13 protein-coding genes are annotated in these 19,487 nt (G+C 69.0%); 10 read left to right on the top strand and 3 right to left on the bottom strand.

Going from position 1 to position 19,487, the window contains the following annotated elements; genetic code table 11:
- Positions 1–44 precede the first annotated feature (44 nt).
- The 9 genes from AC6JA9_RS19715 to AC6JA9_RS19675 all read left to right on the top strand — a co-directional run bounded on the left by AC6JA9_RS19715 (position 45) and on the right by AC6JA9_RS19675 (position 15,739).
- Positions 45–3,161, top strand: a complete 3,117-nt coding sequence (locus AC6JA9_RS19715) for an amino acid adenylation domain-containing protein (RefSeq protein ID WP_497960423.1) — start codon at positions 45–47, stop codon at positions 3,159–3,161.
- Between the two features lie 31 nt (positions 3,162–3,192).
- A complete protein-coding gene (locus AC6JA9_RS19710) occupies positions 3,193–6,309 on the top strand; it encodes an amino acid adenylation domain-containing protein (protein WP_497960422.1) in 3,117 nt (1,038 codons plus the stop codon).
- Between the two features lie 34 nt (positions 6,310–6,343).
- The gene (locus AC6JA9_RS19705) at positions 6,344–7,927 is read left to right on the top strand and encodes an amino acid adenylation domain-containing protein (protein ID WP_473565649.1); all 1,584 of its coding nucleotides are present in this window, start codon (positions 6,344–6,346) and stop codon (positions 7,925–7,927) included.
- A gap of 27 nt (positions 7,928–7,954) precedes the next feature.
- A complete protein-coding gene (locus tag AC6JA9_RS19700) occupies positions 7,955–9,526 on the top strand; it encodes an SDR family oxidoreductase (protein ID WP_497960420.1) in 1,572 nt (523 codons plus the stop codon).
- 156 nt (positions 9,527–9,682) lie between these two features.
- Complete coding sequence (locus AC6JA9_RS19695; RefSeq protein ID WP_223784372.1) at positions 9,683–11,299, top strand: hypothetical protein; 1,617 nt, start codon at positions 9,683–9,685, stop codon at positions 11,297–11,299.
- 277 nt (positions 11,300–11,576) lie between these two features.
- Entirely contained in the window at positions 11,577–12,113 is a 537-nt protein-coding gene (locus tag AC6JA9_RS19690; RefSeq protein WP_497960419.1) for a DUF4833 domain-containing protein, read from the top strand.
- 232 nt (positions 12,114–12,345) lie between these two features.
- The gene (locus AC6JA9_RS19685; RefSeq protein WP_426746563.1) at positions 12,346–13,503 is read left to right on the top strand and encodes an endonuclease; all 1,158 of its coding nucleotides are present in this window, start codon (positions 12,346–12,348) and stop codon (positions 13,501–13,503) included.
- A gap of 259 nt (positions 13,504–13,762) precedes the next feature.
- Positions 13,763–14,416 carry a hypothetical protein gene (locus AC6JA9_RS19680; protein ID WP_223784370.1) on the top strand — a complete coding sequence of 218 codons (654 nt, stop codon included), beginning with the start codon at positions 13,763–13,765 and terminating at the stop codon, positions 14,414–14,416.
- A 228-nt stretch (positions 14,417–14,644) separates the two neighbouring features.
- Positions 14,645–15,739, top strand: coding sequence for a serine/threonine-protein kinase (locus tag AC6JA9_RS19675; protein ID WP_223784369.1), 1,095 nt, complete (start codon positions 14,645–14,647; stop codon positions 15,737–15,739).
- Between the two features lie 65 nt (positions 15,740–15,804).
- Here the strand turns inward: AC6JA9_RS19675 and AC6JA9_RS19670 are convergent, their stop codons facing one another.
- The 3 genes from AC6JA9_RS19670 to AC6JA9_RS19660 all read right to left on the bottom strand — a co-directional run bounded on the left by AC6JA9_RS19670 (position 15,805) and on the right by AC6JA9_RS19660 (position 18,500).
- Positions 15,805–16,326 (bottom strand): hypothetical protein, encoded by a 522-nt coding sequence (locus tag AC6JA9_RS19670; RefSeq protein ID WP_408890587.1) that lies wholly within the window; start codon positions 16,324–16,326, stop codon positions 15,805–15,807.
- A 12-nt stretch (positions 16,327–16,338) separates the two neighbouring features.
- Positions 16,339–17,907 carry a DUF6923 family protein gene (locus tag AC6JA9_RS19665; RefSeq protein ID WP_408890588.1) on the bottom strand — a complete coding sequence of 523 codons (1,569 nt, stop codon included), beginning with the start codon at positions 17,905–17,907 and terminating at the stop codon, positions 16,339–16,341.
- Between the two features lie 410 nt (positions 17,908–18,317).
- Positions 18,318–18,500: a hypothetical protein gene (locus AC6JA9_RS19660; RefSeq protein WP_267696415.1), complete on the bottom strand. Its 183-nt coding sequence runs from the start codon at positions 18,498–18,500 to the stop codon at positions 18,318–18,320.
- Positions 18,501–18,689: 189 nt separating this feature from the next.
- Here AC6JA9_RS19660 and AC6JA9_RS19655 point away from each other — a divergent pair, with 189 nt between their 5' ends.
- Positions 18,690–19,475 (top strand): hypothetical protein, encoded by a 786-nt coding sequence (locus AC6JA9_RS19655; RefSeq protein WP_223751119.1) that lies wholly within the window; start codon positions 18,690–18,692, stop codon positions 19,473–19,475.
- The last annotated feature ends 12 nt before the right edge of the window (positions 19,476–19,487 follow it).

Here is a 19,487-nt window from a genome sequence, read left to right as displayed (position 1 = left end):
CAAACACCCCCACCCGACACATCCATGAGGAGCGCGCGACGAGCATGCACATCATCGAATCCCCATCGAAAAGCAGCGTTCCTGCAAGGCGTCATCCGTCTCAGTCAGGGCTCGCGGACCTGTGGCAGGCCCAGGTCCACCTCCAGCCCGGAGCCATCGCCATCCACTGGGGCGTCAAGCGCGTCACCTATGACGCGCTGGACCGCCGGGCCAACCAGCTCGCGAACGCGCTGCGCAAGCGAGGCGTGGGCGAGGAGACGCCCGTCGCCGTGGCCATGCGGCGCGGCATCGAGGCCATCGTGGCGCACGTGGCCCTCGCGAAGCTCGGGGCCTCTCACGTCCCGCTGGACCTCCAGCACCCTCGCGAGAGAATCACATACATCCTGGAAAACTCAGGAACGAAGGTCCTCCTCACCGAGACCCTGACGGAAGAGACGCATTGCGCCCTGGCTGGATTGAGCTGCCTTTGCCTGGAACGTGACGCGGACAGCGTGGCGCGCGAGCCCGAGACCTTCACCGGTCCGCGCGACACCCCGGAGCGACGGACGTACATCATGTACACGTCCGGGACGACGGGACGTCCCAAGGGCATCGAGGTCCTCGCGAAGGGCATCCGCCGACTGGTCATCGACAATCCCATCCTCGGCATCCATCCCGGGGAGCGCGTCGCGCAGCTCACGAGCCACGCGTTCGACATCTCCCTCTATGAAATCTGGGGCGCGCTGCTCAACGGGGCCGCGCTCGTGGTGATCTCCAAGGCGACGCTCCTGGATGCCCAGGCCTTCCGCCAGGCCCTGCGCGACATGCGCGTCGACGTGATGACCATCGCCACCGCCCTCTTCAACCTGGTGGCCCAGGCCTGTCCGGATGCCTTCGGCGGGCTTCGGCTGGTGGTCGTGGGGGGAGAGCGCGCCAATCCCCGCCTCTTCCGCGCGGTGCTGGAGAGCCACCCTCCCGAGCGGCTCGTCAACGGCTACGGCCCCACGGAGGTGTCCATCTACGCGACAGCCCACGAGGCGCGCCTCCAGGATGCCTTGAGCGGCTCCATCCCCATCGGGAGGCCCATCGCGCGCACCGAGGTGTTCCTGCTCGACGAGGACCTGCGCCCCGTCGCACCGGGACAGATGGGAGAGCTGTGCCTCGCGGGAGAGGGCCTCGCGCGCGGCTATCTCCACCAGCCGGAGCTCACCGCGGAGCGCTTCCCCACGGTGCCCGGATTGAAGGACGGCGAGGCGCTGCGCATCTACCGCACCGGCGACCTGGCGCGGTGGCGCGAGAACGGGACGCTGGAGTACCTGGGCCGGGCCGACCATCAGGTGAAGATTCGCGGTCATCGCATCGAGCTGGACGAGGTCTCCAAGACGCTCCTGCGGAGCGGGCTCGTCTGGGACGCCGTGGTGACACTCCAGGAGAGACCCGATGGCGAGAAGTCGCTGGCGGCTTTCGTCGTACCCAAGGACACCGGCCCGGGCCTCGAGGACGCCCTCCGCGACTTCCTGCGCGACAGGGTGTCGGAGCCCATGGTGCCGTCTCGCTTCGTCCTGCTGGAGCGGCTCCCCGTCACCGCCAATGGAAAGGTCGACCGCGCGGCGCTGCCCCGCCCCGTGTCGCCAGGACCCGGAGCGGTGCCCGCACAGAGCACTCCCCCGCCGGAGGACCCCGTCGTCGCGGGCGTGAGCGACATCTGGACCGAGCTGCTCGGCGTGGAGACCGCGTCCGCTGGCGATGACTTCGTGCGCCTGGGCGGCAACTCCCTGATGACGGGACGCCTGACGCTGCGGCTGCGCGAGAAGTTCGGCGTGGGCCTGTCCGCGCACGCCCTCCATGAGGCACGCACGCTGGGGGACTTCATCGAAGCGGTGCGGCAGGCCCTGGCGGGTGTCCAGGCCGAGGGCCGCGCCATCGCGGGGCCCGACGCCTGGCGCGAGGACGCGCGCCTGCCCGAGGACATCGCGCCCGCTTCAGGCAAGCCGGTGACGAAGGGACGCGCGCTGGAGGACATGCGCTGCGTCTTCCTCACGGGCGCCACGGGCTTCCTCGGCGCCTTCATGCTCCGCGACCTGATGCGGACGACGAAGGCACAGGTGGCCTGCCTGGTTCGCGCGAGGGACGCGGAGACAGCGCTCGCTCGCGTCCGCCGGGCCCTGGAGAAGTACGACCTGTGGGAGGACTCCTTCGCGCCTCGCATCGAGCCGGTGCTCGGGGACCTCGGCGCCCCCCGCCTGGGCCTGGGCGCCGGGCAACGACAGGCCCTCGTCGAGCGGGCCGAGGCCATCCTCCACGTCGGCGCGCACGTGAACTACGTGCAGCCCTACGAGGCGCACAAGGCCGTCAACGTCGATGGCACCACGGAGGTGCTGCGGCTGGCCGCGCTGGGGCCCACGCCCGTGCACTACGTGTCCACCATCGCCGTGTTCGGTCCCACCGGTTACTTCAACGGCACCCAGGTCCTGCGCGAGGACGAGGACCTGGACAAGCACCTGGACTGCCTGCGCTACGACCTGGGCTACTCCGCCAGCAAGTGGGTGGCCGAGAAGCGCGTATGGGAAGCCGTCGAGCGAGGGCTGGCGGTGAACATCTACCGCTCGGGCTTCATCATGGGACACACCCGCACGGGCGTCGGCAATCCAGACGACTTCGTCGCGCGCTTCGTCTGCGGCTGCGTCCAGATTGGCAGTTGCCCCATCCTCCCGCGCCAACGCAAGGAGATGGTGCCCGTGGACTTCGTCAGCGGTGCCCTCCTCGGCATCGCCTCTCGCGAGGGCGCCATCGGCAAGGCCTATCACCTGGTGCCCCCCTCCCCTCGCGACTCCATCGACATGGACTCGCTCTATGACCTCCTCGACGACTGTGGTCAGCCCCTCAGCCGCGTCCCTTACGAGGAATGGGTGGACCGGCTCATGAAGGACCCCCGCGCGGCCGACAACCCGCTCTGCGCCCTGGTGCCCATGCTCTACGAGCAGGTCTACGGCGGCGGCTCGACGCGCTGGGAGGTCTACGAGGGAATGCCTGTCTACGACGCCCGGAACACCCGGGAGGCACTCGCCGGACTCGGCCTCGGGTTCCATCGCCTGGACCAACCGCTGATGTCCCTCTACCTCGAGGACTGGCGCGAGAAGGGCCTGCTCCCCAGCCCATCGACAACGGCACGCGGTCACTGAAGTCCTCTCTCCTCCATCGACTGGAAGAAACATGATGACGACACACCTCGCATCCACGGCCGAGGGGGTCACCCCTGCGTCCATCTATCCCCTCCAAGCCGGACTCGCAGATCTGTGGCATGCGCAAGTCGCGCTCCGGCCCATGGACATCGCCATCCACTGGGGCGTCAAGCGCATCACCTATGGCGCCCTGGACCGCCGAGCCAACCAGCTCGCGAATGCCCTGCACAGGAGAGGCGTGGGAGAGGAGACGCCCGTCGCCGTGGCCATGCGAAGGGGAATCGATGCACTCGTCGTCCATGTGGCCCTCGCCAAGCTGGGCGCCACCCATGTCCCCCTGGACCTGCAGCATCCGCGCGGGCGCATCACCTCCATCGTGGAGAGTTCACGGGCCCGAGTCCTCCTCGCCGAGACAGTCACCGAGGAGGCGCAGTGCACGACGGGGGCCATCACCTGCATCTGCCTGGAACGAGACAGGGATGCCGTGACGCGCGAGCCCGAGACCTTCACCGGCCCCCGCGACACTCCGGAGCGACGGACCTACATCATGCACACGTCCGGAACCACCGGGCAGCCCAAGGGCATCGAGATTCTCGCCCAGGGCATCCGCCGACTGGTCATCGACAACCCCATCCTCGGCATCCATCCCGGGGAGCGGGTTGCCCAGGCGTCCAACCACGCGTTCGACATGGCGCTGTATGAAATCTGGGGGGCGCTGCTCAACGGCGCCTCACTCGTGGTGATTTCCAAGGCGACCGTCCTGGATGCGCACGCCCTGCGTGAGGCCCTGCGCGACATGCGCGTCAACGTCATGAGCATCGCGACGGCGCTCTTCAACATGGTCGCCCAAGCGTGCCCCGATGCCTTCAGCGGACTGCGCCTCGTCGTGATGGGCGGAGAGCGAGCCAATGGCCGGCTCTGCCGCGCCGTGCTCGAGAGCCATCCACCAGAGCACCTCGTCAATGGCTACGGCCCCACCGAGGTGTCCATCTACTCGACCGCACATCGGATTCAACTCCAGGACACCCTGAGCGGGTCCATCTCCATCGGCAAGCCCATCGCGCGCACGGAGGTCTTCCTGCTCGATGAGGACCTGCGCCCCGTGGCGCTGGGACAAACCGGAGAGCTGTGCCTCGCGGGAGAGGGCCTCGCGCGCGGCTATCTCCACCAGCCGGAGCTCACCGCCGAGCGCTTCCCCACGGTGCCAGGGTTGAAGGATGGCCAGGCGCTGCGCATCTACCGCACCGGAGACCTGGCGCGGTGGCGCGAGAACGCGACGCTGGAGTACCTGGGCCGGGCCGACCATCAGGTGAAGATTCGCGGCCACCGCATCGAGTTGGACGAGGTCTCCAAGTCGCTCCTGCAGAGCGGGCTCGTCTGGGACGCGGTCGTGACTCTCCAGGAGCGACCCGATGGCGAGAAGTCGCTGGCGGCTTTCGTCGTACCCAAGGACACCGGCGCGGGCCTCGAGGACGCCCTCCGCGATTTCATGCGCGACAGGGTGTCGGAGCCCATGGTGCCGTCTCGCTTCGTCATGCTGGAGCGGCTCCCCGTCACGGCCAATGGCAAGGTCGACCGCGCCGCGCTGCCCCAGCTCGACCCGCCCAGGAACCGACCGTCACTCGTACGGAGTACGCCTCTGTCGGAGGACCCGGTCGTCGCGGGCGTGAGCGACATCTGGAGCGAGCTGCTCGGTGTGGAGACCGCTTCCCCTGGCGATGACTTCATGCGGCTGGGTGGCAACTCCCTGATGGCGGGGCGCTTGACGCTGCGGCTGCGCGAGAAGTTCGGCGTGGGCCTGTCCGTGCATGCGCTCCACGCGGCGCACACGCTGGGAGACTTCATCGAGGCGGTGCGGCAGGCCCTGTCGGGTGCCCAGGACGAAGGCCGCGCCATCGCGGGGCCCGACACCTGGCGAGAGGACGCGCGCCTGCCCGAGGACATCGTCCCAAGCCAAGCTGTCATCCAGCACAAGGCCTTGGAGGAGATGCGCTGCGTCTTCCTCACGGGCGCCACGGGCTTCCTCGGCGCCTTCATGCTCCGCGACCTGATGCGGATGACGAAAGCCCAGGTGGCTTGCCTCGTCCGCGCGAGGGACTCGGAGACAGGGCTCGCGCGCATCCAGCGGGCCCTGGAGAAGTACGACCTGTGGGAGGACGGCTTCGCCGCGCGCATCGAGCCGGTGCTCGGAGACCTCGGCGCCCCCCGCATGGGCCTGGGCGCCGGGCAACGACAGGCCCTCGTCGAGCGGGCCGAGGCCATCCTCCACGTCGGCGCGCACGTGAACTACGTGCAGCCCTACGAGGCGCACAAGGCCGTCAACGTCGATGGCACCACGGAGGTGCTGCGGCTGGCCGCGCTGGGGCCCACGCCCGTGCACTACGTGTCCACCATCGCCGTGTTCGGCCCCACCGGTTACTTCAACGGCACCCAGGTCCTGCGCGAGGACGAGGACCTGGACAAGCACCTGGACTGCCTGCGCTACGACCTGGGGTACGCGGCCAGCAAGTGGGTGGCCGAGAAGCGCGTGTGGGAGGCCATCGAGCGCGGGCTGGCGGTGAACATCTACCGCTCGGGCTTCATCATGGGCCACGGGGAGACGGGCGTCGGCAATCCAGACGACTTCGTCGCGCGCTTCGTGCGCGGCTGCATCCAGATTGGCAGCGGTCCCATCCTCCCGCGCCAACGCAAGGAGATGGTGCCCGTGGACTTCGTCAGCGGCGCCCTCCTCGGCATCGCCTCTCGCGAGGGCGCCATCGGCAAGGCCTATCACCTGGTGCCCCTCTCCCCTCGCGACTCCATCGACATGGACTCGCTCTATGACCTCCTCGACGACTGTGGTCAGCCCCTCAGCCGCGTCCCTTACGAGGAATGGGTGGACCGGCTCATGAAGGACCCCCGCGCGGCCGACAACCCGCTCTGCCCCCTGGTGCCCATGCTCTACGAGCAGGTCTACGGCGGCGGCTCGACGCGCTGGGAGGTCTACGAGGGAATGCCTGTCTACGACGCCCGGAACACCCGGGAGGCACTCGCCGGACTCGGCCTCGGGTTCCATCGCCTGGACCAACCGCTGATGTCCCTCTACCTCGAGGACTGGCGCAAGAAGGGCCTGCTTCCCACGAACTCCGCGAGAGCCCCTCGCGGCTGAAGTCGCACCCCGTCGTCTACCCACAGGAGGATCCATGTCCATCGCGCATCTCGCAGCCAAGGCAGAGGGGAACAACCCTGCGGTCATCGACCCCAACCAGGGCGGGCTCTCCGACCTGTGGCACGCACAAGTCGCGCTCCGGCCCATGGACATCGCCGTCCACTGGGGCGTCAAACGCATCACCTACGACGCCCTGGACCGCCGCGCCAACCAGTTCGCCAACGCCCTGAAGAAGCTGGGCGTGGGCGAGGAGACGCCTGTCGCCCTGGCCATGAATCAGGGCATCGAGGCCATCGCGGCCCTGGTGGCGCTCCTCAAGCTGGGCGCCACCTGCGTGCCGCTGGACCTCCAGTACCCCCGAGACCGCATCGCCTACATCATGCGGGACTCACAGGCCCAGGTGCTCCTCTCCGAGACCGTGACGGATGAGGCGAAGTGCATGGCGGGGAGCATCACCCGCCTGTGCATGGAACGCGACAGGGCCTCCGTGGCACGAGAGCCCGAGTCGTTCGTCGCGCCGGACGACCCGCCGGAGCGGCGCGTCTACATCATGTACACCTCCGGGACCACGGGCCGGCCCAAGGGCGTGCAGATCCTCGCCAGGGGCATCCGCCGGCTGATCTTCGACAACCCCCTCCTGGTCGTCCGGCCCGGGGAGCGGGTGGCCCAGACGTCGAACCTCGCGTTCGACATGTCGCTGTATGAAATCTGGGGCACGCTCCTCAACGGAGGCCTGGTCGTGGTCATCGCCAAGGCCACGCTCCTGGACTCCCACGCCCTGCGCGACGCCCTGCGCGACATGCGCGTCGACGTGCTGAGCATCGGGACCGCCGTCTTCAACATGATGGCCCAGGCCTACCCCGATGCCTTCAGCCAGCTGCGCCGGTTGATCGTGGGTGGGGAGCGCGCGAACGCCCGCACCTTCCGCGCGGTCCTCGAGAGCAAACCACCGGAGCAGCTCGTCCACGCCTACGGCCCCACCGAGGTGTCCATCTACTCGACCACGCATCGGGTGCGGCTCCAGGACACCCTGGGCGGCTCGGTGACCATCGGGCAGCCCGTCGCCCACACCGAGGTCTTCCTGCTCGATGAGCACCTGCGCCCCGTGGCGCCGGGACAGCCCGGAGAGCTGTGCCTCGCGGGCGCGGGCCTCGCACGGGGATACCTGCACCAGCAGGAGCTCACCGCGGAGCGCTTCCCCACGGTGGAGGGTCTGAAGGACGGACAGGCGCTGCGCATCTACCGCACGGGCGACATGGCGCGCTGGGACGAGAACGGGAACCTGGAGTTCCTGGGCCGCAACGACCATCAGGTGAAGATCTACGGCCACCGCATCGAGCTGGACGAGGTCGCCAAGATGCTCCTGCAGAGCGGGCTCCTCTGGGACGCGGTGGTGACGCTCCAGGAGCGAGCGGACGGCGAGAAGTCACTGGCGGCCTTCGTGGTACCCAAGGAGCCGTCCCCGAACATCGAGGAGGCGCTGCGGGACTTCATGCTCGCCCAGGTGTCGAAGCAGATGGTGCCCTCCCGCTTCGTGGTGCTCGAGCGCCTCCCTGTGAACGCGAACGGAAAGACGGACCGTTCGGCGCTGCCCGCGCTCCTGTCGTCGCGAAGCTGACGTCTTTGTCCCTCCAGGAGAGAACCCATGACCACGACATCCATCGAAGCACGCCCCGCGATCCCGCCCCCTCCTGGCGGGTCGGCAATCCCGCAGGATTTGATGACCTCGGAGGACCCGGTCGTCTCGGGTGTGAGCGCCCTCTGGACAGAGATGCTCGGCGTGGAGACAGCCTCCCCCGACGATGACTTCGCGCGGCTGGGAGGCACGTCCCTGATGAGGGGACGCCTGGCCTTGCGGCTGCGCGAGAAGTTCGGCGTCGGCCTCTCCGCGTATGCCCTCCACGAGGCGCACACGCTGGGGGACTTCATCGAAGCGGTCCGCCGGGCGCGCTCTGGGGCCCAGGGTGAAGGCCGCGCCATCGCGGGGCCCGAGACCTGGCGCGAGGAGGCACACCTGCCCGAGGACATCATCCCCGCCAAGGGCAGACCCGTGACGAAGGGCAAGCGCCTGGAGGAGATGCGCTGCATCTTCCTCACCGGCGCCACGGGCTTCCTCGGCGCCTTCATCCTGCGCGACCTGCTTCGGACGACGACGGCCCAGGTGGCCTGCCTCGTCCGCGCGGAGGACCCGGAGGCGGCGCTCGCGCGCATCCGACAGACGCTCGTGAAGTACGACCTGTGGGAGGAGCCCTTCGCCTCGCGCATCGAGCCGGTGCCCGGAGACCTGGGGGCCCCAGGGCTGGGGATGGACGCCCGGCAACGACAGGCCCTCGCCGGACGCGCCGAGGCCATCTTCCATATCGGCGCGCACGTGAACTTCGTGCAGACCTACGAGGCGCTCCGGGCCGCCAACGTGGGAGGCACCACCGAGGTGCTGCGGCTGGCCGCGATGGGGCCCACGCCCGTGCACTACGTGTCCACCATCGCCGCGTTCGGCCCCACCGGCTACTTCAAGAACACCCAGGTCCTCCGCGAGGACGCGGACCTGGACGATCACCTGGAATGCCTGCGCTACGACCTGGGGTACTCCGCCACCAAGTGGGTGGCGGAGAAGCGCGTCTGGGAGGCCCATGCGCGAGGCCTCGCGGTGAACGTCTACCGCCCCGGCTTCGTCATGGGCCACTCGGAGACAGGCGTCGGGAACCCGGACGACTTCATGGGGCGCTTCATCCTCGGCTGCATCGAGATCGGCTGCTGCCCCATCCTCGAACGACAGGGCAAGGAGATGGTCACCGTGGACTTCGCCAGCGCCGCCCTCCTGGGCATCGCCTCACACGAGGGCGCGGTCGGCAAGGCCTATCACCTCGTTCCGCCCACGCCGGAAGACAACACGGACATGGAGGGCATCTACACGATGCTCGACCAATGCGGACACCACCTCAGCCGCGTGCCCTACGAGGCATGGGTGGACCGCCTCATGCAGCATCCCCGCGCGGCCGAGAACCCGCTCTGCGCCCTGCTCCCCATGCTCTACGAGAAGGTGTACGGCGGCAGCGCGACGCGCTGGGAGCTGCACGAGGGACAGCCCGTCTACGACGCCGCCAACACCCGCGAGGCCATCGCCAGCCTCGGCCTCGCGTTCCGTCGCGTGGACCGCGAAATGCTGTCCCTGCACCTGGACGACTGGCGCAAGAAGGGCCTGCTCGCCGCCCGCTGAGTCGCGGGCAGACCTCCGCAAGCACCACACCCGACGCGCCCGGATTGCGCAAAACACTCGCGGGTGATTTCGCGGTGAGGGATTGATTCGCCAAGACAGCCAGAGCCGAGGTGCCCGCGCGTATTGTGACCGCGGCATTTCCATCAGGAGGTCTTCGTGAAGCGGTCTCGTTTCTCCGCGGTACTCGGCTCGGCATGCGTGGTCTGGTTGGTCGGTTGTGGCGGTGCCCCCGGACAGGAGCAGGAACTGGATGATGGGCAGGCGAACATCGACCCGGGGACGGAGAGCTCCCCCACCGATGGTGGCCCCACCCCCGACGCGGGCCCCACCCCCGACGCAGGCCCACCGTCCGACGCGGTGCTGGTGACCGACACCACGCGCTTCTACACGTCGGTGGGCATCGCCGAGCAGGTCAATGACCTGTCCGCCAACCCGCCCGAAATCCTCGTGCAGCAGGGCTCCACCTTCCAGCTCATCCTCGGCTCCGCGGTGCCGGGCGGCTGGCGCTTCAATGGTGTGCCCTCCGGCCCGTTCTACCTGCGCACCGGCGCCACCCACGTCATCACCGACGCGCGCCACATCGACCTCGGCCGCAACCGCCTGGGGCGGATGGACGCCGAGTACTCGAACAGCTACCTCACCACGCTGCAGATCAACCTGCTCAACCTGGCGCCGTGGCAGAACACCTGGAGCAGCCAGCAGCCCGGCTCCAGCCTCCAGCTCACCTCCGGTGAGGTGGACCTGTTCGGCTATGTGAACGTCTTCGACCAGATTCCCGACGGCCAGACGACGCTGCTCACCAACCAGGCCGACCTCGGCCTGAGCAGCGGCTACAACCTGCCCACCTTCGACGCCTCCAAGGGCGACCGGATGTATGTCAATCAGCTCAGCCAGTTCAGCGCCGGCACGGCGCCGGATGGGACGGCGCTGGGCTACGCCGCGGTGGAGCGCTCCGTGCAGATGGGCGCGTTCGACTACGTGCCGGACGGCATCACCCCGCTGCCCGTGACGGGCTACCTGCAGCCCACGCCGATGCGCGAGTTCCCCATCGAGTGGCGCCTGCCCGCGTACACCCAGTTCGCCACGGACGTGCACCCGCAGGCCACCGGCTCCACGCCCCTCTTCGAGGTCCTCCCCAACGCGCACAACACCGGCGGGCGCTGGGTGGGCTACTCCGGGGAGCTGCTCAACCTGTTCCTCCCCCGGAACGCGTCGTTCAACTTCACCAGCCGCCTGAAGTTCGGCAATCCCTTCCCGTCCAGCTGGGGCCTCGTCGGCATCCACAGCTATCCGTTCCGCGTCCTGTCCCCGGTGCCGGATGACTCGGGCGTCTCCATGTACCTGTCGGGTCGCCTCTACTCGTACGACGTGTTCGACAACCTCATCGCCGGCCCCGTGCAGCCGCAGGTGTCCCCGCCCCGCTCGCTGACCATCGACGGCGTCCCCGCGAACGTGCAGCGCGAGGTGGGCACCAACAGCCCCGTCCTCGCCTGGACGCCGCCCACGCTCGGCACGCCCCACGCCTACCGGGTGACGCTCTACCGCTACGACGCCCAGCTGCGCTTCCTGATGCCCGCCGGCAGCATCTACGCCCCGGGCTCCACCACCCAGGTCCGCCTGCCCCCGGGCACGCTGCAGCCCGACAGCATCTACTACCTGCGCGTGGCCTCCATCGTGTCGCCCGGGTTCGACCTGAGCGAGCCCTTCACGTCGCTCGAGAAGCTGCCCTTCCACAGCGCCGAGGCCATCAGCTCCTTCTTCACCACGCCGTGATGCACCCCCGGGCATGGGGCACGCACCGCCCGGGCCTGGGTCCAGCCCTCCCTGGCGGTTCGTCATGCGGCCGCCAGGGGCCGGGGTTAAGTCAGGCCACGCGGAGGGCGCCCACCGCAGGACACCCGGGCGCGTGTGAAAGCAGACCCGGGCCGCCGTCCATGCTAGGCACCGCCCGGCCGCAGGGCTCGGGCCGGGTGACAGCTGGCGGCGGCTGGGGTGTTTACCTTCCCAGCATCGCCGTCCGCGTCACTCCGCCGTGAAGGGGGGAACCGTCGTGCACCGCAACCTCTGGATCAGGACCGTCGTCACCGCCGCGCTGGCGCTCATCCCCTCGCTGGCCGCCGCGGAGCCGTCGCCCCAGGAGCCATCCGCCTTCTTCCTCTCCCGGAGCGAGAACCGCAACCAGGTCCACTACGCCGTGCGGCTCGACGAGGCCTGCCATCCGGTGGGGAGCAAGCCCGTGCGCGTGTACTGGCGCATGCTGGAGCGCGGCGAGTCGGAGGTGGAGGACCTGCTCGGCGTCGAGCAGCCCGCGTACGGCCTGGAGGACACGCAGCAGGTGGAGCTCACGCCCGACGGGGGCCGCGTCCGCATCCGCCTGCGGGCCTTCGCTGATCGCCCCATCGACCTCACCACCACCCAGGTCCAGGGCGGCGGCTGCGCCGTGCAGGCCTGGACGAAGTTCGGCGCCGGCCCCGCCCAACTGCTCCACATCTTCGTGAAGACGTCCTGGCCCTTCTCCGTCGACTTCGTCCGCCTGGATGGCCTCGGCGCCGACGGCCGGACGCAGACCGAGCTCCTCCGGAACTGAGCCTCCGGGGCTGCAGGGCGCCGCCAAACCCTGGAAAAGACGTCAATATCGCCGGGAAATCCCCAGTTTTCCGGCGTCATCAAAAAAGACACGGCGACGGGACAACCTGTGACGCGTCGTTGCCGATAATGCCCGCATGACCAGTGTCGTCGGCCCCCGTCGCTCGCCCCTCCCCGCCCGCCCGACTGAAACTGAGACCACCCGTGAGACGTCCGCCCCCCGGACGGCCTCGGTGGCTCGCAACGAGTTCGAGCCCTCGCGCTCCGGACTCGCGGGCCTGTCGCCCTCCCTGCTGACGAAGCTCGGCGCCGTCTTCGTGCCGGTGAAGCCCACCGTGTCGAACGCGGCCGCCGAGGGCCTGAAGGCCGCCGCCGGCGCCCAGGCCGCCCCGCTGGTCCACACCACCAGCCCCAACGCGGCCATCAAGGACAACGCCACCGTCACCAGCACCCTGGACGTCGCGGACGACGCCAAGGTGGAGTCGCTCAAGCTGGACCTGGACATCGCCCACACCTACCGCGGCGACCTGACGGTGAAGCTGACGGCCCCCTCCGGCAAGAGCGCGGTGGTGTCCAGCCGCCAGGGTGGCTCCGCCGACGACCTCAAGGGCAGCTTCGACCTGACCGCCTTCGCCGGCGAGTCCACGAAGGGCACCTGGACGCTGGAGGTGCAGGACCAGGCCAAGGGCGACACGGGCACGCTGAAGCAGTGGGGCCTGAACATCGTCCCGGAGACGAAGGCGCCCGAGCCGGATCCCGAGCCGTCGGATGACCCGTTCGACGGGCTGCGTGACGACGCGCTCCTGCGCGCCGTGCGCGAGTCGTCCTCCGACAAGAAGGTCGTCAGCTACAACGAGGCGCGCCGGCTCATCTTCACCAGCCTGGACGTGAACGCCGCGGGCAACGTGGAGTGCGTCTACACGGGCCTGGAGACCAAGGGCGGCAAGATTCCGAACAACGCGGTGATGAACGTGGAGCACACGTGGCCCCAGTCCAAGGGCGCCACGGGCGCGGCCAAGAGCGACCTGCACCACCTGTTCCCCACCGACAGCAAGGCCAACTCGCGCCGCAGCAGCTTCCCGTTCGGCGAGGTGGTCAACGTCAAGTGGAGCCACAACGGCGCCAAGCTGGGCACCGACAGCAAGGGCAACACCGTCTTCGAGCCGCCGGACTCCCACAAGGGCAACGTGGCGCGCGCGATGTTCTACTTCTCCTCCACGTACAACAAGCCCATCCCCAACGACGAGGAAGCGGCCCTCAAGGCGTGGAACAAGCTGGACGCCGTGGACGCCGCGGAGATCGAGCGCAACCGCCGCGTGGCCAACATCCAGGGCAACACCAACGCCTTCGTCGACAACGCCAACCTGGCGGACCGCATCAAGGACTTCTAGGCGCCCGCTTCACGCGCCGCTGAGCCACGGGATTGGACGGTGCTCACCGTCCAGCCCCGTCTGTCTTTGGCGCCGGGGAGCACGACATGGCCGCCCCTGGGCGCGGAAGGCGGTCCTGACAATCCTGTCGCGAATCGAGTCCCCCATCGCCCGGGCACACGGGCGGTGTCGACGGGGATGACGCGAGGCATGGGTGTTGCTTGGAGACAAACGCCACCCAGCAACAGGAGCGCCCCCCCTGAAACGCATTGCCCTCGCCATGCTGCTCCTCCTCGCGCCCGCGGCGAACGCGCAGGGGGAGCACGACTCCGCCCCGAAGAACGCGCTCTGGCTGTCCCCGGTGACGCACCTGTCGCTGCTCCTGGTGGGCCCCATGACGGAGCGGCTCCACCTGGCCCTCCCCGTCGGCTTCGGGCGGAGCTTCTCGGAGAGCACCACGGGCGTGCTCGAGGTCACCCCCATGATGACGGCCAACCGGTGTGACTTCGAGCCCTCGCGCTGCTCCAAGCTGCGGCAGCTGAAGGTGACGCTGGGCGTGGCCTGGAAGCCCTCGCCGCGGCCCCGAGGCCAGGGCTTCTTCCTCCAGCCGCGGCTGTCGGGCACCTGGAGCCGGGAGACGCTGCGCTACCGCCCCAACGGCAGGAACTACTCGCTGCAGTACGAGGACGAGCAGGGCTTCCAGGTGACGCTCGGCCTGGACGTGGGCTACCGGGCGGTGACGCGCGGCCAGGCCTTCTTCTTCGAGCCTCTCGTCGGCCTGGGCGTGGGCTACAGCTTCAACCAGCGCCGCGACACCGTCGACATCGGCGCGCAGTATGCCTTCATCCGCAACAGCGACGACGTGGTGGCGCGCGGAGACCGGGCCATCCTCGACGTGGACATGGACCTGGTCCGCATCGGCTTCCTGTTCTGAGTCCAGTGTCGCGGTACTCGCGGACGGCTTCGCTCTCGGGGCCCGAGAAGCGACGCCTCACGTCCCGAGACAGTCACCGCGGCACCTTGCACCCCCAGTCCGACTCATCAAGGCTTTCGAGGTATCAACGACTGAAACATACGTCATCAGGCGGATACCCCCTCGCCATGTGCGCCACTTGGGTATACCGGTTGATTCATGAGTCGCTCGTCAGCTCGCGTTGGAACTTTGCTGGGTCAGAGGTATCAGCTGCGTCAGCGAATCGGCGTGGGGGCCATGGGCATCGTCTACGAGGCGGCGCCGGTGGACGCGGAGGACGTGGTGGCCATCAAGGTGCTCCAGCAGCACCTGATGGACGATGACGCGGTGCTGGCGCGCTTCAAGCGGGAGGCGCACGCCACCGCGCGGCTGAGCCACCCTCACCTGGTCCAGGTGAAGGACTTCCAGTGCAACGAGGACGAGCCGCCCTTCATGGTGATGGAGCTGCTCCGGGGCCAGACGCTGCGGCTGCTGCTCAAGGAGCAGGGCCCGCTGCCCGTGGCCAGGGCCGCGACGCTGGCGCTCCAGACGCTGTCCGCGCTCGACACCGCGCACAAGGCCGGCGTCATCCACCGGGACATCAAGCCGGACAACCTCTTCATCGTCACCGGCGACCAGGTGAAGGTGCTGGACTTCGGCGTGGCCCGGCTGCTCCACGAGGATGACGCCCGCTCGGTGGGCGCCGAGGCCGGAGCGTGGGTGGGCACGCCCTCCTTCATGCCCCCCGAGCAGGTCCGCTGCCTGCCGGTGGACGCGCGCGGGGACGTCTATGCCCTGGGCGCCTGCTTGTTCCAGATGGTGACGGGCCGGCAGCCCATCGACGTGGCCGACACCGTGGCCCTCTTCTCCGCCATCATCGAGCGGGTGCCGCCCCTGGCGTCGGAGCTGCGCCCGGACGTGCCCGAGGACTTCGCCCGGCTCATCGCCCGCGCCTTGAACAAGGACCCCGCGGAGCGCTTCGCGACGGCCGAGGAGATGGCGGACGCGCTGCGGCCCTGGACCCAGGTGGAGAAGGCGGCCCCCACCCTGCGGCTGGTGGAGCGTCCGTCCGAGCCCGCCGTCGAGGACACGGGCCTCGACGACGATGACGAGGTGACGCAGCTCGAGCCGGCGCCCCTGGAGGCGAAGGTCGACGCCGCGCCCGTGCGCTCACAGGTCAGCGCCGAGCCGAAGCCGGCTCCCGCCCCCAAGCCGGTCCGGAGACGCTCCCCCTGGAGGGACAACCTCCTGGTGGTCGGCGCGACGCTGGTGGGAATCGTGGTGGGCGTGGCGCTCGGGCTGTAGCCCGGAACCACCGCTGCCCGCTGGAGGCCTCCCGGCCCCCAGCGAGCAGCCCCCTCCCCCATCTTTCAGTGGACGACGAACGTCGAGGGCAACAGCACCTTCGCGCCGCGGCCCTGGAAGAAGCTGTCGTTCAGGTGCAGTTGGACGACGACATGCTTGCGCTTCTCCAGATCCACGCGCCGGGTCGTGAACAGGAGCGAGCCTGAGCGCGCGTTGATGAGGCCCGACCCGCCCGACGCCTGGAACGCGCCCACGTCATCGAAGTGAACCCGGACGTCCGCCGCGTCCGCCTCCGCCGGGAGGTAGAAGTACCCCAGCAGATAGGCGTGGTCCGTCCGCGCCAGGTCCATGGCCCGCGCCGCGGGCGAGAGCTGGAACGGCACCAGCCGGCCCTGCACCATCACCTCCACGCGCCCCACGCCCAGCATCAGCTTCTCGTAGTCCTCGGCGTCCTGCCCCAGCAGCCGCAGCTCGAAGCGGTCTCCCTGGGGGACATCGATGGGCACCGTCTCGCCGCCGTCACACGCGGTCAAGGACAGCGCCAGGAACACTCCGGACAGGATCTTCCAATTCGGATTCGTCGACATGTCATCCCCCTCTCAGTACTGCGGCTCCACGGCCCGCTCCTGCCCCTTCAGCGGCTCCAGCTTCCAGGCCTTCTTGCCCAACGGAACCGCCAGGCGCGCGCCGGAGCGGTTGTGTTTCTCCAACTGCCCCAGCACCTTCTGGAGCACCATCGGGTGCGGCGCCACCCACGCCTCCAACCCGGAGAGCTGCGGCGCGGGCGTGCCGAAGTAGCGCTCGTTGCACGTGGCCGTGAGCAGCTCACGCGCGAAGCGGGCCTTGAGCGACTCCAGATCCGAGCGGATGGCCCCGCCCTGCGCGATGGCCGGGTTGGCCCACAGCACGCCCAGCGCGCCCTCCATCGTGGTCACCTTGCCCAGCTGCCCCAGGGAGATGGGGCCCTTCGACAGACACTCCGCCAGCGCGTCCTCGGAGGAGCCGAAGAAGCCATGGTCCCGCGTCACGTGGGCTCTCGGGGGCTGCCCTCCGCCACCTTCCACGTTGAAGGCACACGTCGCGCCATCGGCGAACTGCGTCGCCGGACCGGTGGAGACGGTCGTCAGCGCCCCGGTGACCAGGTTCACCGAGTAGAATGTATTGGCCAGGTTGTTGTTCAGGTTGGTCGACCCATAGAAGAACAGCTCCCCCACCTGGGTGAAGACGGCCGCCACCATGGCGTTGCCCACCGAGGGCAGGCCGTTGATGAGCGCGGGCAGCAGGAAGTCGGTGAACGTGCCCAGCTCCGGGTTGACGACCGTCACCCGCTGCGTGGCCGAATTGAAGCCATACAGCAGCCCGTTGATGGGGTTCACGGCGAAGTCCGCCACCCGGAACGTCGCGGGCGTCCCCACGACGACGTCGGACAGCGTCACGCCCGTGCTGGTGTTGATCCGGACCAGGTGGTTGGTGGTGATTTCGAAGCCCAGGTAGGTGCCGTCCTCGAGGATGGCGCCCGCCGCCCAGCCCGCCGAGTTCGCGGCGCCCGACACCAGCGGCGCGACGACGGTCGCCGAGCCGTTCGCGTCCACGCGGATGAGCGAGGGCTGCGTGAGGCCGTCGGAGGAGAGGGCGTACATGAAGCCGTCGACATGGTTGAAGGCGAGCCCGTTGTAGGGCAGCGACGTCTCGCCCTGGAGCGCCAGCGTGGCCGTCGCGGGGTCGAACACATAGAGCCGCGAGGGCCCCACGGGCAGCCCTCCCGACGAAGACGAGGCCGTGGAGATGTAGACGGTGTCGTCACAGGCCAGGATGCGCTCTTGTCCGCACAAGACGTTGACCCCGTCCTGCGCCGAGCCGCTGTCCCAGCTGATGCCGAACACGTTGGTGAAGGTCACCTCCTCGTTGGGGGTCGACGGGTTCGTGTCGAGCGCCCCCAGCGCCAGACAGGCCTCGTAGTTCTGCATCGTGTACGAGCACTGGTAGGTGACGTTTCCACCCACCGGGACCGTCAACGGTGGCGCCGGAGTGAGCGTGCACTGCGTCAGGAGTGGATCCACCGCCGTGAGCAGGATGGACTCCAGCGTGGGGTGGATGTTCGTGGCGCTGAACGTGAAGTTCAGCGTCGCGGGATAGGTGAGGACCGACACCTGCTTCTGGCCATTCACGAGCTTCTCCGCTCGGAAGTCGTGTGCCGCGACTGCCGGGGCCCATAACGCACCACCCAGCAGGACTGCGAACCATCTGCGATTCATTCGGATGCCTCCACGCCCCTTGGGGGACTTGTGGCAAGGGGTGCCGCTCGCCCTGCACGGAAGGTGCCCGGAAATTCCTCGCTTGCAATACATTCTGGATTTTCCATTTATACACGTCTTCGAGTCGTGAATGTCTATTCATCATCGGGCGGAGAACCTTGGACATTCCCGAATGCTGGAGCTTCGAGAGCGCGGGGATGACGTGTGACGAAAGGCTGTCTCATCCCCGGGGGCAGTCGACGTGCGGGGATGCGTGGCGCGGGCCCTGGCGGAATCGGAAAGTTTTGACCCGGCTGAGCGGAAACAATTGCAGCCGCGAGCGCTCAGTGGGGAGCACTCGGCGCGCGGGGCTCCAGCGGGGCCTGGCCCCGGGCTTCCAGGCCCGAGCGCAGGTACCAGGGGACGCTGATGACGACGACGCGCCGGGCCCCGGACAACAGCAGCGTGCTGCGCAGCAGCTTTGAGCGGGGCCGGACGACGGACGGGGCGGGTGCGCGACGGCGCACAGGCACCAGACCCGAGGGGCGAAGCGATCCCCACCCCGCCCCCTGTCGGGCAGGCGGGTGCTGCACGGCGGACATCCCGTCCGGCCATGTGTCGACTCCGGACGCTTGGCCCTCCGGTCCGGTTCACGCGGTGCACCCCGAGGAGCCACCTCCGTGAAACCCCACGAGTCACGTTGGAGGGCAGCACGCATGGCCAAGAAGCACCGCTGGACGCTGGCAGTCATCGCCAGCCTGGGAGTGTCCGGGACGGCATGGGCACAGGAGCGCGAGTCGGGCGCGGTGGAGATGGACGTTCGCGCGGCGCACGGGATGTCCGGGCCCCAGGTGGCGATAGGCGTCAACCTGGGCCTGGGCGCGGGCCACGTGTACAAGGACGGCACGTCGCGCACCGGCTCGCGCGAGGACCTGAAGATCACCGACGCGGCGAACGCCTCGCTGCCGCTGCTGGCGGAGGTGGGCTATCGGCTCAACCCGCGCTTCTACGTGGGCGTCTGGGGTTCGTGGGAGAAGGTCTTCACCAAGACGAACGACATCTCCTGCCCGGAGGACTTCGACTGCAACAACTACCAATGGCGCTTCGGACCGGAGGTCCGCTACCACATCAACCCGGCGTCGGGCTTCGACCCGTGGGTGGGCCTGTCGGTGGGCCTGGAGTTCCTCAAGAGCCACGTGAAGGGTGACACGCAGGTGCCGCTGCCCACGGGTGGCTTCGCGCCGGCGCGCATCGACACGCGGGTGGAGGACCGGGGCCCCACCTACGCGCGCATCAGCGTGGGCGGCGACGTGCGCGTCTCGAACTTCCTGGCGCTGGGGCCCATGCTCACCGCGTCCGTGGGCAGCTACACCGTGCGCACCGGCGAGCAGACGGTGACGGTGACGGGCCTGCCCGCGCAGACCAGCGCCGTCAGCGCCGTGGACGACGGCTTCCACGCGCTCTTCACCCTCGGCGTGCGCGGCATCTTCCGCGCCTTCTAGCGCGCGGCGTCC

This window comes from Myxococcus sp. MH1 (genome assembly GCF_059738865.1).
The sequence above is the reverse complement of the archived record's forward strand: the minus strand, read 5'-3'. Positions and strand labels throughout refer to the sequence as shown.

Coding starts and splice junctions, on each gene's coding strand:
- AC6JA9_RS19715 (WP_497960423.1), top strand. CDS start 45: ATGCACATCATCGAATCCCCATCGAAAAGCAGCGTTCCTGCAAGGCGT.
- AC6JA9_RS19710 (WP_497960422.1), top strand. CDS start 3,193: ATGATGACGACACACCTCGCATCCACGGCCGAGGGGGTCACCCCTGCG.
- AC6JA9_RS19705 (WP_473565649.1), top strand. CDS start 6,344: ATGTCCATCGCGCATCTCGCAGCCAAGGCAGAGGGGAACAACCCTGCG.
- AC6JA9_RS19700 (WP_497960420.1), top strand. CDS start 7,955: ATGACCACGACATCCATCGAAGCACGCCCCGCGATCCCGCCCCCTCCT.
- AC6JA9_RS19680 (WP_223784370.1), top strand. CDS start 13,763: ATGCTGCTCCTCCTCGCGCCCGCGGCGAACGCGCAGGGGGAGCACGAC.
- AC6JA9_RS19670 (WP_408890587.1), bottom strand. CDS start 16,326: ATGTCGACGAATCCGAATTGGAAGATCCTGTCCGGAGTGTTCCTGGCG.
- AC6JA9_RS19655 (WP_223751119.1), top strand. CDS start 18,690: ATGGCCAAGAAGCACCGCTGGACGCTGGCAGTCATCGCCAGCCTGGGA.